The organism is Nocardia aurea (genome assembly GCF_003123685.1).
Taxonomy (GTDB): Bacteria; Actinomycetota; Actinomycetes; order Mycobacteriales; family Mycobacteriaceae; genus Nocardia; species Nocardia aurea.
In genome coordinates, this window is record NZ_QCYJ01000130.1 from 598,442 (window position 1) to 611,718 (window position 13,277).

The 13,277-nt window shown below is 67.6% G+C and carries 17 protein-coding genes; 5 read left to right on the plus strand and 12 right to left on the minus strand.

Annotated elements, in window-relative coordinates:
* Positions 1–115 precede the first annotated feature (115 nt).
* The gene (locus DAT37_RS46560) at positions 116–250 is read left to right on the plus strand and encodes an excalibur calcium-binding domain-containing protein (protein ID WP_109529070.1); all 135 of its coding nucleotides are present in this window, start codon (positions 116–118) and stop codon (positions 248–250) included.
* A 39-nt stretch (positions 251–289) separates the two neighbouring features.
* The gene (locus DAT37_RS34690) at positions 290–622 is read left to right on the plus strand and encodes an excalibur calcium-binding domain-containing protein (RefSeq protein ID WP_232840172.1); all 333 of its coding nucleotides are present in this window, start codon (positions 290–292) and stop codon (positions 620–622) included.
* A 29-nt stretch (positions 623–651) separates the two neighbouring features.
* Here the strand turns inward: DAT37_RS34690 and DAT37_RS34695 are convergent, their stop codons facing one another.
* Both DAT37_RS34695 and fbaA read right to left on the minus strand, forming a co-directional pair.
* Entirely contained in the window at positions 652–1,770 is a 1,119-nt protein-coding gene (locus DAT37_RS34695; protein WP_109529072.1) for a BTAD domain-containing putative transcriptional regulator, read from the minus strand.
* Positions 1,771–1,801: 31 nt separating this feature from the next.
* Positions 1,802–2,836, minus strand: coding sequence for a class II fructose-bisphosphate aldolase (gene fbaA, locus DAT37_RS34700; protein WP_109529178.1), 1,035 nt, complete (start codon positions 2,834–2,836; stop codon positions 1,802–1,804).
* A gap of 337 nt (positions 2,837–3,173) precedes the next feature.
* Here fbaA and DAT37_RS34705 point away from each other — a divergent pair, with 337 nt between their 5' ends.
* Together DAT37_RS34705 and DAT37_RS34710 are read left to right on the plus strand one after the other, a co-directional pair.
* Positions 3,174–3,830 carry a DedA family protein gene (locus DAT37_RS34705; protein WP_109529179.1) on the plus strand — a complete coding sequence of 219 codons (657 nt, stop codon included), beginning with the start codon at positions 3,174–3,176 and terminating at the stop codon, positions 3,828–3,830.
* A gap of 19 nt (positions 3,831–3,849) precedes the next feature.
* Positions 3,850–4,527 carry a DedA family protein gene (locus DAT37_RS34710; protein ID WP_109529180.1) on the plus strand — a complete coding sequence of 226 codons (678 nt, stop codon included), beginning with the start codon at positions 3,850–3,852 and terminating at the stop codon, positions 4,525–4,527.
* Between the two features lie 30 nt (positions 4,528–4,557).
* On the opposite strand, the gene DAT37_RS34715 is transcribed toward DAT37_RS34710, so the two are convergent.
* The 3 genes from DAT37_RS34715 to DAT37_RS45075 form a co-directional block, all read right to left on the minus strand.
* On the minus strand, positions 4,558–5,646 hold the full coding sequence (locus DAT37_RS34715; RefSeq protein WP_109529181.1) for a glycoside hydrolase family 76 protein: 1,089 nt from the start codon (positions 5,644–5,646) through the stop codon (positions 4,558–4,560).
* A gap of 117 nt (positions 5,647–5,763) precedes the next feature.
* The gene (locus DAT37_RS34720; protein WP_109529182.1) at positions 5,764–6,444 is read right to left on the minus strand and encodes a TrmH family RNA methyltransferase; all 681 of its coding nucleotides are present in this window, start codon (positions 6,442–6,444) and stop codon (positions 5,764–5,766) included.
* 232 nt (positions 6,445–6,676) lie between these two features.
* Entirely contained in the window at positions 6,677–7,153 is a 477-nt protein-coding gene (locus DAT37_RS45075) for a DUF4190 domain-containing protein (protein WP_198654570.1), read from the minus strand.
* A 138-nt stretch (positions 7,154–7,291) separates the two neighbouring features.
* Between DAT37_RS45075 and DAT37_RS34730 the strand changes: the two genes are divergently transcribed.
* Positions 7,292–7,738, plus strand: a complete 447-nt coding sequence (locus DAT37_RS34730) for a DUF3592 domain-containing protein (RefSeq protein WP_109529073.1) — start codon at positions 7,292–7,294, stop codon at positions 7,736–7,738.
* Between the two features lie 8 nt (positions 7,739–7,746).
* Here the strand turns inward: DAT37_RS34730 and DAT37_RS34735 are convergent, their stop codons facing one another.
* The 7 genes from DAT37_RS34735 to DAT37_RS34765 all read right to left on the minus strand — a co-directional run.
* Positions 7,747–8,454, minus strand: a complete 708-nt coding sequence (locus DAT37_RS34735; RefSeq protein WP_109529074.1) for a lysoplasmalogenase — start codon at positions 8,452–8,454, stop codon at positions 7,747–7,749.
* On the minus strand, positions 8,447–9,511 hold the full coding sequence (locus DAT37_RS34740; protein WP_109529075.1) for a beta-ketoacyl-ACP synthase 3: 1,065 nt from the start codon (positions 9,509–9,511) through the stop codon (positions 8,447–8,449). Before DAT37_RS34740 ends, DAT37_RS34735 begins: the two co-directional genes overlap by 8 nt.
* A gap of 50 nt (positions 9,512–9,561) precedes the next feature.
* Positions 9,562–10,155 (minus strand): orotate phosphoribosyltransferase, encoded by a 594-nt coding sequence (gene pyrE / locus DAT37_RS34745; protein WP_232840174.1) that lies wholly within the window; start codon positions 10,153–10,155, stop codon positions 9,562–9,564.
* 2 nt (positions 10,156–10,157) lie between these two features.
* Entirely contained in the window at positions 10,158–10,970 is an 813-nt protein-coding gene (locus DAT37_RS34750) for an SDR family NAD(P)-dependent oxidoreductase (protein WP_109529076.1), read from the minus strand.
* A gap of 42 nt (positions 10,971–11,012) precedes the next feature.
* The gene (locus DAT37_RS34755; RefSeq protein WP_332873382.1) at positions 11,013–12,074 is read right to left on the minus strand and encodes a type III secretion system chaperone family protein; all 1,062 of its coding nucleotides are present in this window, start codon (positions 12,072–12,074) and stop codon (positions 11,013–11,015) included.
* 74 nt (positions 12,075–12,148) lie between these two features.
* A complete protein-coding gene (locus DAT37_RS34760; protein ID WP_109529078.1) occupies positions 12,149–13,021 on the minus strand; it encodes a DUF5666 domain-containing protein in 873 nt (290 codons plus the stop codon).
* A 112-nt stretch (positions 13,022–13,133) separates the two neighbouring features.
* Positions 13,134–13,277, minus strand: a 144-nt coding sequence (locus DAT37_RS34765) for a hypothetical protein (protein WP_157978841.1), incomplete at its 5' end; no start/stop codon positions are given.

Below are 13,277 nucleotides of genomic sequence, written 5' to 3' on the forward strand. Positions count from 1 at the left end.
CACTCCCGTCACCGGGAGGCAGCGTCGCCCGATTCGGCAGAGGTCGATTCGGAGCATATATTCAGTGCGGGCCAGCGTTTTTCGCGCGCCCACCCGATATTCAGGATGCGTCACGATGAGGATTGCGACACGAGCCCGAGTACGTCTCGGAGCGGGTGCCACATTGCTGCCGAGGGGCGTCACCGCGAGTTTCGGAACGGGCCGCGCACCGCATCTCGATCGCGACGGCGACGGCATCGCCTGCGAATAGGACGTGCCACGGCGGCGTTCGAAGCGCACGATGGATGACGTGAACACTTCAGGAAATCGTCGTCGCGTACTCGCCGCCGCCGAGACACTAGGGCTCATCGCCCTTGGAATGGGATCGGCGCCGGTGGCGGCCGCCGCCGATCCCCACTCCGCGGTCGCGGTATCGCGGCCGCACGATGACAGCCCACCTCCGAGTTATCGTCCGGGGCCCAAAGGTTCCAATGTCCCCCCGCCCGCATCGGAGGACGACGCGCCGACGCGGTACTACACCAACTGCACCCAGGTGATCAACGACGGCAGATGGCCCCTGTACGCGGGTCAGCCGGGCTATTCGCGACTGCTCGACCCGGACGGGGACGGCGTCGCCTGCTGAGCGAACAGCTCAGGACATCGCCGGAAGGCTCAGGACATCGCCTGGAAGGTGAGCACGGTCGCGCCGATCCGGATGACGTCGCCGTCGGCGAGCAGCGCGCCGCTCTCGATCGCCTCCTCGTTGACGTACACCCCGTTGGCCGAATGCAGATCCTTGATGAGCAGACCGGCGCGGCTCGGCATGATGTGGGCGTGATACCGGCTCGCCTTGGGGTCGTCGAGGACCAGATCGTTGTCGGTCATGCGCCCGATGCGCATTCCGTTCTGACCGATCACCAGTGCCCGGCCGTCCGCCATGCGCAACTGGCCCGCGCGCACCGAACGCGGCATCTCGGTGACGGTCTCGGTCATCGCCGCCGCCAGCCGCTCGGACCGCTTGAGCTCCACGGTATTCAACGGCTCCTGGCGCAGGACCCGCTGTTCGAGTTCCACCAGCGGCGGGCTCGGATCGATGCCGAGCTCCTCGGCGAGCACGGTGCGCAGGCGGCGGCACGCGTCGAGGGCATCGGCCTGCCTGCCAGACAGGTACAGGGCGGTGATCAACTGCGCCCACAGCGGCTCGCGCAGCGGATGTTCGCCGGTGATCGAGACCAGTTCCCCGATGACCGAGGACGCGCGCCCACAGGCGATCTCGGCGTCGATACGGGCGGAGGCGGCGAGCAGCCGCTCCTCGTCCATCGCGGTGGCGAAACCGTCGGCGAATTGCAGGCCGGCCAGATCCGCCAGCGCCCGGCCGCTCCATTCGCGGAGCGCGGTGCCGAACAGTTGCGAGGCGCCCGCGTTGTCGCCCGCCTCCGCGCATTTGGCGGCGGCATCGCGCGCGGCCTCGAAACGTCCGATATCGCAGGCGGACTCGGGAATCTCCAGCCGGTAGCCGGAGGATTCGGTGCGCAACACCTGCGCGGGATCCACCCCCGAATTACGCAGCGCCTTGCGGATATTCGAGACGAACACCTGAAGGCTGGCCGAGTAGGAATCCGGCGGTTCCTCGTTCCACACCATGTCGGCCAGTGCGGACGAGGACACCGCGCGCCGTCGGTTGACGGTCAGCGCGGCGAGCAAAGCCCGTGGCTTGGGCCCGCCGACCGCCACCGGCTCACCGCCGACGAACAACCGGACAGGCCCGAGCACGCGCACATCCAAACTCATGAGCTCGGGCCCCCGAGAGGTTGAGAAGGGGTCAGGCGCTGATCGACCGTCCCGCGGACTTCAGATCATTGCACGCCTCGAGAACGCGCGCCGTCATGGCCGCCTCGGCCTTCTTCAAGTACGAACGCGGGTCGTAGACCTTCTTGTTGCCGACCTCACCGTCGACCTTCAGCACGCCGTCGTAGTTGGCGAACATGTGGGCGGCGATCGGCCGGGTGAAGGCGTACTGGGTGTCGGTGTCGACGTTCATCTTCACCACGCCGTAGCGCAGCGAGTCTTCGATCTCCGACTTCAGCGAGCCCGAGCCGCCGTGGAAGACGAAATCGAACGGCTGCGCGTCGGCTCCCAGGCCCAGCTTCTCCGCCGCGACGCGCTGCCCCTCGGCGAGCACCTCCGGCTTGAGCACCACGTTGCCCGGCTTGTACACACCGTGCACGTTGCCGAAGGTGGCGGCCAGCAGGTACTTGCCGTTCTCGCCCGCGCCGAGCGCGTCGATGGTCTTCTGGAAATCCTCGGACGAGGTGTAGAGCTTGTCGTTGATCTCGGCCTCGACGCCGTCCTCTTCGCCGCCGACGACACCGATCTCGACCTCGAGGATGATCTTCGCGGCCGCGGCGGCCTTGAGCAGTTCCTTGGCGATCTCGAGGTTCTCGTCGATCGGGATCGCGGAACCGTCCCACATATGCGACTGGAACAGCGGCGGCAGCCCGGCGTTGACGCGCTCCTGCGAGATCGCGATCAGCGGACGCACGAAGCCGTCCAGCTTGTCCTTGGGGCAGTGGTCGGTGTGCAGCGCGATGGTGACGTCGTATTTCGCCGCGATCACGTGCGCGAACTCGGCCAGCGCGACCGACCCGGTCACCATATCCTTCACGCCCAGGCCGGAACCGAATTCCGCGCCGCCGGTTGAGAACTGGATGATGCCGTCACTGCCCGCGTCGGCGAAGCCCTTGATCGCGGCGTTGATCGTCTCCGACGAGGTGCAGTTGATGGCCGGGAAGGCGAAGGAGTGCGCTTTGGCCCGACCGAGCATCTCGGCGTAGACCTCCGGAGTCGCGATGGGCACAGTGAAGACCTCCGTGTTGTGCGGCAAAAGACAATTCTGTCAGGCATTACCCTAAGGCAGTAGCGTTTCGTGACCCAACGCACCCGCCTTCCCGTCACGGACGGCACCCGGGAGCGGGCTGCGAGTCGGCCACGAGTGCGCGAACAGTTTTTCTCCTCGACCGAAAGTTTCCCGCTTCCACCCGGTACTGTGGTCGAGGTAATTGCGCTGGCAGCTTCCGACGCGGTGGCAAGCAAACCTCAGGCCAGCCGCACCATGGACAGGAGGCCGCGTGATTCTGCTGGCAGCGACCGAATCGGTGACGAGTAACGTCGCGTTGACAGAGTTGCTCGATCCGATGCATCTGCTCACGAAAACGTGGCTCAAGGACGCGGTACTTCCCGCGATTCTGATCATCGTCTTCATCGAGACCGGTCTTCTCTTCCCTATCCTCCCCGGCGATTCGCTGTTGTTCACCGGCGGCCTGCTCGCCGCGCAGGAGAACAACCCGGTCAATATCTGGGTCCTGGTTCCCGCAGTCACTTTCATCGCCTTCGCGGGTGATCAGACCGGCTATTGGATCGGACGCGGGATAGGTCCCAAGATCTTCCACAAGGAAGACACCCGCTTCTTCAAGAAGCACTACGTCACCGAGACGCACGCCTTCTTCGAGAAGCACGGTCCCAAGACGATCATCCTGGCGCGGTTCGTGCCCATCGTGCGCACCTTCATGCCCGTGCTGGCCGGTGTGTCCAAGATGGACTACCGCAAATTCGTCGCCTTCGACATCGTCGGCGCGATCCTGTGGGCAGGCGGCATCACGGTGCTCGGATACTTCCTCGGCAACGTCGCCTTCATCCGCGACCACGTCGAGGCCATCTTCCTCGGCATCGTCTTCGTCTCGATCCTGCCCGGCATCGTCGCTGTCGCGAAGAAGCTGCGCAGCCGCGGTTCGGAGGCCGATAAGCAGCCCGAGGCCGAGCTGACCGCCGCGACCAGCGAGTCGAGCCGCTGAACCGGTGTCGACGGCGTCATTGCCCCTGGCGGTGGGCACGTTCGATCCATTGATCTCAGCGGGCCCCGCGCTCGTCTGGGCGGTGGTTCTCACTTTCGTCTTCCTCGAATGCGCGCTGATCGTCGGGCTGTTCCTGCCCGGCGACTCGATGCTGATCACCGCGGGCATCGTGATGGCCTCGCACGCCACCGGCGAGACGCAGGTGTGGGCGCTGTCCATCGGCGCCATGGTCGCCGCGATCAGCGGTAACCAGGTGGGCTACGTCATCGGGCAGCGGACAGGACATCGGCTGGTCGCGCGCAAGAACGGGCGCTATATCAACACCGCGAATCTGCAACGGGTTTCGGGGCTGTTGGAGCGGCACGGATTCCTGGCCGTGCTGGTCGCCCGCTGGATCCCGTGGGTGCGCACGCTGTGCCCGATGGTCGCGGGCGCGGCGCATATGGACCATCGCAAGTACACCGTCGCCAGCACCATCGGCGCCATCATCTGGGCGCCGGTGCTGCTGCTCATCGGCTACTACGCCGGTGGTTTCCTGGAGCGGGTGCCGTGGCTGATGCCCGCGGTGATCGTCGCGCTGGTGATCGGCCTGATCGCGGGAACCGCCATCGGGATGCGCCACTACCGGCAGGAGATGGCCCGGCCCGCCGAGGATTTCGACGTGGACGCGGCCGTCGTGGCCGAAGCCGAGAGCTGACCGTCGCGCCGGACCGGGGTCGGCGGCCGTTCACAGACCGGCGGCGCTGACCCGGTAGGCGGCCTCCATCAACAGCCAGCCCGACAACTGCACGGACAGATCGCGCTCGGGGATCTTCGACGGTGTCACCGAACCGCCCGCCGTGAAATAGCCCGCTCCCGCGCTGCCGCCCGGCATCTGCGCGCGTTCGGCCCAGTTCACACCGAACAGCGGTTCACCCTCGACGTCGAGCCGGTTGGCCCACGCCGCCGACGCCGACGCCCGCACGATCGCCGCCGCCGTCGCGCGGTCCTCGACCTGCTGACGGTCCGAACCGGGCAGCGTCTCGGCCACCACCGCGAGGTAGCGGGCGAGGATTCCGTTGAACAGACCGCCGTCACCGCCACCGCCGCCTTTGACGACACCGCCGACGGTCATATGGTCCTGAACCGCGTCGAGCAGGCGATGCACCCGTTCCAGATGACGTGGCGCGCCGGTGTGCGCCGCCAGTTCGGCCTCGAGACCGAGTACGACACCCTGGCAGTAGGTGAAGGTCGGACGCTCGATCGTGCCGGACGGCAGGTGGATGCCGTCCAGGATCAGTCCCGTCTCGGGGTCGCGCAGGGTGGCGTCGAGCCAATCGGCGATCTCCTGCGCGCGGCTATGACGACCGAGGCGCATCATCGCGATTCCGGCGGGCCCGTTGGCGGGCGCGTTGTAGTAGTCCGATCCGGTCCGCCACGGCAGTCCGCCGCCGACCTCCGGATTCCACCCGTCGTACAGCTTGCGCTCCAGCGCGGCCAGACCCCGGTTCGCGCCGGTGACGCCCTGGGTTCGTCCGGCGCGTTCCGCGGCGATGGCCAGCCAAGCCATGTCGTCGTAGTAGTTGTTGGTCCAGCCGGTGATATTGCGCAGGCGATGCGAGCGCAGGATCTCCACCACGCGTTTGCGGCGCGCGGGCGTCGGCACCCGGTCGGCGGCGTCGACGGCGCAGTCGATCAGGTGGGCCTGCCACCAGTAGTGCCACGAGCCGAAGGCGCGTTCGCGTCTGGTCGCGGGCCAGCCGACAACGCCGAGTTCCGTGGCCGGAAACGCCCACAGCGCGCGCAGATGGCGCGAGACGATCGCGGATTCCGCCATATCCGCGCGCTCCGACCACATCGCGGGCGACGATGCGGCATCCTGGCCTGCCTGAGGGCTCCGCGAGGTCATTCCTCAATGGTGCCAGTTATCGGCCGGGTTTTGCGCCCCATTCCGTTACCAAGAGGTAGTCAAATCGGCATACTGACGTACCCATGCATGCATTGCGATACCTGCAGCTACACCGGCGTTGATACTCCGCGTCGAACCGAACTGGGCGATCGAAACAGTCATCGCGGCCGCTTGTTTGGCGTGGTCGGTGACGCCGGGACCCTCCTGGCCGAACAGCAACAGGCAACGCAGCGGCAATCGGGAGGTCTCCAAGGGCACCGAACCCGGCACATTGTCGACCGCGACGACGGTGAGATCGTGGCGCGCGGCGTATTCCAGCAGATCGCCGATATCGGCGTGATGTTCGATGTGCTGGTAGCGGTCGGTGACCATGGCGCCGCGCCGATTCCAGCGCCTGCGCCCCACGATGTGCACCGCCGCCGCCGCGAAGGCGTTCGCGGTCCGCACGACGGTGCCGATATTGGCGTCGTGGCCGAAGTTCTCGATGGCGACGTGGAACGGATGCCGTCGCCGATCGATATCGGCGACGATCGCCTCGCGGGTCCAGTACCGGTAGGCGTCCACCACGTTGCGTCGGTCGCCGTGGGTGATCAGTTCCGGGTCAAGACGCGGATCCTCGGGAACGGGCGTGCCGCGCTCGCGGTCCCACGGGCCGACTCCGTGTGGATGCTCACCCCATTCGGTCGGTCCCGGATGCGACGAGTCGTCCCCGACGTGGTCGCCCACGACAGGACCGTCGCGGTCGGAATCGGCCCCGGCGCTGTCGTACCCGACGAGATCGTCCGCGATCGAGTGATCCGCGGCTGGATGATCCGACGTAGGGGTATCCGAGACAGCCGGGACTGCATTGCCGTCGACCGGGACGTCCGGCTCTGGGTGGTTCACCCCATGATGCTAATTCCGGCCATCGCACCGATGCCGCCGAGTATCGGCCCCCCGCGCGATGACCGGAAACGGATCAGTAGGAGCCGGACGAACCGGACGACCCGATCGCGACCGCGATGATGACGACGTATACGACCAGGAGGGCCAGGAACGCGATCAGCATGACCGATCCGATGATCCCGCAGACGTAACCGGCCTTCGCGTTACCGCGCCCGCCGATCGTTCCGCCCGACTGGTCGATCTCCTTGAGGACCTTGCCGCCCATCACCCAGGCGAACGGCCCGCACAACTGGCACAGCACGAGGCTGAGAATGCCGAGGATCAGCACGGTCGTCGCCTGCGGATGGTCCGGCGGTCCGCCGAAGCCGTAACCGTAGGGCTGCGCGTACGGTGGCTGCCCGTAGGGCTGCTGGCCGTAAGGCTGCTGACCATAGGGTTGTTGGCCGTAGGACTGCTGCTCGTAAGGCTGCGACTGGCCGTACGGCTGCCCGTAGGGTTGCTGCCCGTAGGGCTCCTCGGGCTGTTTGTCCATCGGCGGCGGATAGCTCATGCGGTGATGGTAATGGCCGCACCGTCGGGCCGTTAGCCGTGTACGTCGCCCGAGGCGACCACCTCGGCGAATCGAACGGTGCGGCGGGTGGCGGCGGATCTATCCTGGAGAAGCACGGCTGTCGGGGTGGAGACAGAGATGGATCACGCGCGCGTTCTCCGTACGGTGCTCGGCGTCACGGCCGGGTACCTGATCCTGCTCGGCCTCTGGCTGGGTTGGCTGGTGCAACGCACCCCGCCAGGCACCGTTCCGTATCAGATCGTGGCGCTGGTCGGACTGTTCGGTTCCTGCGTCGGCCTCGGCATGCTGCTGGCCGCCCGGCCGTCCAAGGCCGATCGCAGGCTGTTGCACCACGGGCTGGAAGGCTGGGCCACCATCGAACGCGTGCACCCGCTTCGGCGCACCGACCACCACAGCGAACTCACCGAACTCGATCTCGAACTCGTCGTTCCGGGATCCGAAACATACCGGGGTTCCGTTGTTTTCGATGTCATGCCGGGCGACCGGGCTAAACTCGCTGTCGGCGAGATCATCTCGATCCGCGTCGATCCGTCGAACCGGGACCGGATCATCCTGGTGCTCTGAAAAGGTTGCTAGCGCGGCGTTTTCGCGTGGGCGCGCGGATCGGCGAGCAGATATTGGGCGGCGGCGTAGGTGCCGAGGATCACGCCTTCGGCGATCCGGCGTGATCGCTCCGTGCGGGCGAAGAGCCGCCGCACCACGATCAGCCCGTCGGAGACGGTGAACAGCAGAGCGCCCAGGCCGAGACGACTGCGCGGATCGGGACCCGGAACGTTCAGCCCGGCGATCTGTTTCGCACCGGGTGCGAGCGCCGGATCCGAGGCCAGGACGGCCGCGGTACCGAGGGTCGCGCCGTAGGCGGTCAGCGGCGCGGCGACGGACGGCGCCCTGCCGCGCAGCAGCGCGGCGGCGCCGAGCCAGGCGACCACGCGCGGGACGGCGTTGGCCGCGGTCGGGCGGGCGCCGCGACGCAGCCACAGCGCCGAATAGCCGGACTGCATCACCGCGAAGAACGACGCGCCCACCACCAGGCGGCGGTCGTCGTCCGGTTCGATGAGCAGGACGTCGCCGACGGTGGCCGCCGCGAGCGAGCCGAGCAGCACACGACGATCGGTGCTGTCCAGCGACGCGGGCGAGGTGACCACATCGGCCGCGAGCAGCGGCATCAGCAGCGGTTTCGCCGCCCGCTGGAACGAGTCGCGGCCGGTGACGGCACCGTAGACGGTGACGGCAGCGGCCGCGAGGAAACCGATCCGGAAAGGACGCGGCGAATCAGGCACCGAAACTCGGCTCCTTGGGGGCGGGCGGCAACGTGACGACCTGGCCCGCGTAGCTCAGACCGGCTCCGAAGCCGAGCAGCAGCGCGGTCTGCCCGCCCTTGGCCTTACCCGTCACCAGCATCTCCTCGATCGCCAGCGGAATGGAGGCGGCGGAGGTGTTGCCGGTGTTCTCGATGTCGTTGGCCATCGGGATATCGTCGGCGAGGCCGAGATTCTTCTTCATCAGTTCGTTGATACGGGCGTTGGCCTGGTGCGGCACGAAGACCTCGATGTCCTCCTTGGACACACCGGACACCTCGAGCGCGTTCGACAGCGCGCGCGGCAGAGTGACGGCGGCCCAACGGAATACGCGCGGGCCTTCCATCCGCAGCGCCATCCGGCCGATGGCCTCGACGGACGGGTCGGTGCCCTGCAACGCCTGGGCCCTGTCCATGTACTCGAGGAAGTTCACGTCCTGGGCGATGGCCTCGGCGTTCTCGCCGTCGCTGCCCCAGACCGTCGGCGAGATGCCGTTCTCCTCGCTGGGACCGACCACGACCGCGCCCGCGCCGTCACCGAAGATCATGGCGGTGCCGCGATCGTTCGGGTCGAGGCCGACGGTCATCGTCTCGGCGCCGATCACCAGGACGTAGTCGACCGAGCCGGCGCGGATGAGGTCGGCGGCCACACCGAGCCCGTAGCCGAAGCCGCCGCAGCCGGAGGTGAGGTCGAACGCGGCGATACCGTTCAGGCCCAGGTCCGAGGCCACGGTCGGAGCGCCGTGCGGGGTCAGTTTGAGCCAGCTCGACGTACATAGGATCAGCGCGCCGATTTTCGTCCGGTCGATTCCGGTGTTCACCAGGGCGCGCTCACCGGCGGCCGCGGAGATCGATCGCAGCGTCTCGTCACCGCTGATCCAGCGCCTTGTGCGGATTCCGGTGCGCTCGAAGATCCACTCGGGTGTCGAGTCCAGGGTCTCGCACACCTCGGCGTTGCTCACCACGCGCTGGGGGCGGTACGCACCGATTCCGAGCATCGCAACATTCTCGCGACTCTTATTGACTGCAATGCTCACCACTGGTGACTCACACGTCCTCTGCCGTTCGGACAACTAAACCTGTGACCAGGCTATCCCAGCGCAAGATCTTTGAGACCGAGGATCGAGCGATACTCCAGTCCCTCGGCCGCGATGACCTGATCCGCCCCCGTCTCACGGTCGACGACCGTCGCCACGCCGACCACCTCGGCACCGGCCTCGCGCAACGCGCGCACCGCCGTGAGCGGGGAATTTCCGGTGGTTGTCGTGTCCTCGACGACCAGCACGCGCTTGCCGACGATATCCGGGCCCTCGATCTGACGCTGCATGCCGTGTGTCTTGGCCGCCTTACGGACGACGAACGCGTTGATGGGTCTGCCCGGTGCGTGCATCACGGCCAGCGCGACCGGGTCCGCGCCCATGGTGAGCCCGCCGACCGATTCGAAATCCCAGTCGGCAACCAGCTCGCGCAGCAACCGCCCGATCAGCGGCGCGGCCCGGTGGTGCAGGGTGGCGCGACGCAGGTCGACGTAGTAGTCGGCCTCGTTGCCGGAGGACAGCGTCACCTTGCCGTGCACCACCGCGAGTTCGCGCACCAGCGCGGCCAATCGATCACGGTCGGAACCGGCCTGGGAGCCGACCTCGGCGCCGAGAGCGGAATCATGCGATGTCGCCTCGTCGATCATGTCTAAGTCCTTCCGCGTGAGTTGAACAGGCCGCGATTGATCCGGACCTGCAGGGTTCGCGGCACCAGCCCGGCCACCGTGGTGAGCGCCTTGTACTGCGCACCGGGCACGCTGATCACCCGGTCTTTCTCCAGATCGCTCAGAGAACCGGCGACGACCTGCTCGACGGACAGCCACAGCGGTTTCGGCAGCGAAGACATCTCGATACCTGCACGCTCGTGGAATTCGGTGTGGACGAAACCGGGGCACAGCGCCTGGATCCGGACACCTGTTCCGGCCAGACCACCCGCCAACCCTTCCGTGAAGGATACGACGTAGGACTTGGAGGCCGAATAGGTCGAGCCCCGTCCCGGCACCAGACCCGCCACACTGGCCACATTGACGATGGAACCCTTGGCCGCGGCGATCATCGCGGGCAGCGCCGCGTGGGTCAATTGCAGCACCGAGGTCACGTTGACATCGAGCTGGGCCTGCAACTGCTCGTACGGGAGGGTCCAGAATTCGCCCGAATGCGCGAAACCCGCGTTGTTGACGAGGAATTCGACCCCCTCGGCGGCGCGGGCCGCGACCTTCGCACGATCGTCGGCGTCGGCGAGATCGGCCGCAAGCACCTCCGAACGGGTGGCGAATTTTCGCTCCAACTCCTCCGCCAGGGCCGTCAGTCGTTCCTCGTCACGGGCGACGAGCACGAGATCGTAACCGAGCGAGGCGAGGCGCTGGGCGAAGCCGTTGCCGATACCGGAGGTGGGTCCGGTGATCAGAGCGACGGGTCTGGTCGCGCCGGGAAGACGCGCGGAATCGGCACTATCGGTCATTGCGACGCAATCCAATCGAGCGGGTCACCGTGGACCCGCGGTTCATTTCGGGACGGGGCCCTGGTACGGACGGAATCCCGGGTGGAACGGCCCGCCGGGCTGTTCGGGGGCCTCCTCGCGCGACAGCGCGGCGGGCACCTCGTCGGAACGCTCGTCCTCGTCGCGTACTTCGGGAGGGCGCTGCTCCCCGCGACGGTCGGCGGCGGAGTCCGCGGAATCCTCGGAGTCGGCGCTCCGTGGTCCGCTGTCGTCTCGCACGCGCGGCCGTGAGTCGGGGACCACCGCCAGCGACGGTCTGCGCGACGATTCGGCGTCCAGCGGCCCGTCGTAGGGGCGGCCCGCGTAGGCGCGGCCCTCGCGGGGGCGTTCGGACTCGATGTCGGACACCGACCCACGCGCGGGTTCGGCCTGATCGTCGTGATCGGTCTCGGCGGGCCGACGCTTGGGATGCGGCCTGCCGGGATCGTGACTGCCGGAATCGGTTCCGCGCGGATCGGCGACCGGGGGCAGCACGTGCAGCAGGCCGGACAGCCGCAGCACCGCGTCGATCGCGGTCTCCCAGTCCTTGGCCGAGGTGCCGACCGAGAGCATGCCGAGGGTCCAGTTGCCCTCGCTCCACAGCATCTGCACGGTGTCGGGCAGACCCTCGATGAAGGCGACCATCCGCTGGTCGACGGCATGCCTGGCGATTTCCGGGTTGGTCGCGAACACGACCCTGTCACCGATCGCGCCGAGCAGTTCCAGATCGGCGTCCTTGGGCGGCGACGCGGATTTGAGCCGCATGTCCACGTCGATATCCGAGCCGATCTGCCTGCGCACCGCGACCAGCGTCGCCGCGTCCTCCAGATCGAAAAGAACGAATTTCTCGCCCTTGCGAATGCCGGAGACCACGTCGACCGCGGACAGGTAACCCAACTTGGCCAGCGCGCCGCGCCGCCAGGTCGCGGGCAGCGCCGGTTCCACCGATACGTAGGTGTACCCCTGCGCCTTCGCCCAGACCTGCCGCGCGTGACCGGTCCGCTGCCGCTGGACCCGATCGAAATACAGCAACACGATCGCACCAACCAGTGCGATCGCCGCCAACCCGAACCACATTGCCGTCATCGCGCTCTACCCTAATGGTCCTGGCCGGGCAGAGCCCGCCTTTGGTCGCGCGCCGGGCCGGATGGCGGCGCGGTTCATCGCGGTCCCCCCGGCAGCGCGGCGCTGATGATGAGTTTCGCGTCGATGGAACCGTCCGCGGACTCGTCGCCCTGCACCATCACCACATCGCCGACGGGCAGTTCGCTGACCTTCGTACTCGACAGCGAGATCACCTGGGTTTTCGCGCTGGTCCGCACGGTGACGGTATCGCCCGACAGGGTGCTCAGGGTGAGCGTGGCGCCGTCGTTGGCGCTGATGGTCCCCATCGTCGCGCCGATGCCGTCGAGTCCGGGCAGACCCGGCACACCGCTCGGCGAAACCGGATCCGACGGCTGCGTGCCGGTGGCGGACGGGCCGAGTGTCGGGAAGACGCGACTGGTACCCGCCGCGTTCGACGACGGCTCGGACTCCTTGTTGCCGAGCAGAACTCCCGCGGCGACGCCGACCACCGCGATCAGCGCGATCACACCGAGCGCGAGCGCGATCCACAATCCGGTGTTGCGCTTGGGTGGCGGCGGTTCGCCCGGTCCGTAGCCGCCGGTCGGCGGTCCACCGGGCGGCATCGCGCCGGGCTGTCCCTGGTGACCCGCCCACTGGTTGCCGTAGCCGCTGTCGTAGGGGGCCCCGCCGCTCTCGTAACCGCCCCACTGGCTTTCGTGGGTCGGCATCTGCTGGGTGGCGTTGGGCGGGGGCGGCGCCCACGGTTCGAATTGCTCCGCCTGCGGATACCTCGACGTCTCGGGCGCCCCGGTGCCGTAGGCGACCGTGGGGTCGCTCGTGCCGCCGTAGGCGACGGTCGGGTCGTCGGTGTGGGCGGACCTGTCGAATCCGGACTGCCCCGGCGAACCGAGGTGTTCGGTCGGCGCATCGTCCGGCCGTTGTCCCCAGGGGTCCTTCGGGTTCGTCATGGCCTCCACGATATGCCGGGTCCGCGCATCCGGCGATCAGGTCGCGCCGATGGCGGGCGCGTGTACGGCAACGCGCCGCGCACGGACCTGAAATCCGCGCGCGGCGCGCGAGTTACTTACCGACGATCAGGGTGTCGCCGTCCTTGCTGACATTCACCTTCACGGTGTCGCCGTCGTTGATCTCTCCGGCCAGTAGTGCTTTGGCGAGGGTGTCGCCGATGGCTTGTTGGATCAGCCTGCGTAGTGGTCTGGCGCC

Bases quoted from the DNA above. Each gene is read 5' to 3' on its own strand.
- DAT37_RS34755 (WP_332873382.1), bottom strand. From the start codon at position 12,074: ATGACGGCAATGTGGTTCGGGTTGGCGGCGATCGCACTGGTTGGTGCG.
- DAT37_RS34730 (WP_109529073.1), top strand. From the start codon at position 7,292: ATGGATCACGCGCGCGTTCTCCGTACGGTGCTCGGCGTCACGGCCGGG.
- DAT37_RS34760 (WP_109529078.1), bottom strand. From the start codon at position 13,021: ATGACGAACCCGAAGGACCCCTGGGGACAACGGCCGGACGATGCGCCG.
- pyrE (WP_232840174.1), bottom strand. From the start codon at position 10,155: ATGATCGACGAGGCGACATCGCATGATTCCGCTCTCGGCGCCGAGGTC.
- DAT37_RS34695 (WP_109529072.1), bottom strand. From the start codon at position 1,770: ATGAGTTTGGATGTGCGCGTGCTCGGGCCTGTCCGGTTGTTCGTCGGC.
- DAT37_RS34750 (WP_109529076.1), bottom strand. From the start codon at position 10,970: ATGACCGATAGTGCCGATTCCGCGCGTCTTCCCGGCGCGACCAGACCC.
- DAT37_RS34715 (WP_109529181.1), bottom strand. From the start codon at position 5,646: ATGGCGGAATCCGCGATCGTCTCGCGCCATCTGCGCGCGCTGTGGGCG.
- DAT37_RS45075 (WP_198654570.1), bottom strand. From the start codon at position 7,153: ATGAGCTATCCGCCGCCGATGGACAAACAGCCCGAGGAGCCCTACGGG.
- DAT37_RS46560 (WP_109529070.1), top strand. From the start codon at position 116: ATGAGGATTGCGACACGAGCCCGAGTACGTCTCGGAGCGGGTGCCACA.
- DAT37_RS34705 (WP_109529179.1), top strand. From the start codon at position 3,174: ATGCATCTGCTCACGAAAACGTGGCTCAAGGACGCGGTACTTCCCGCG.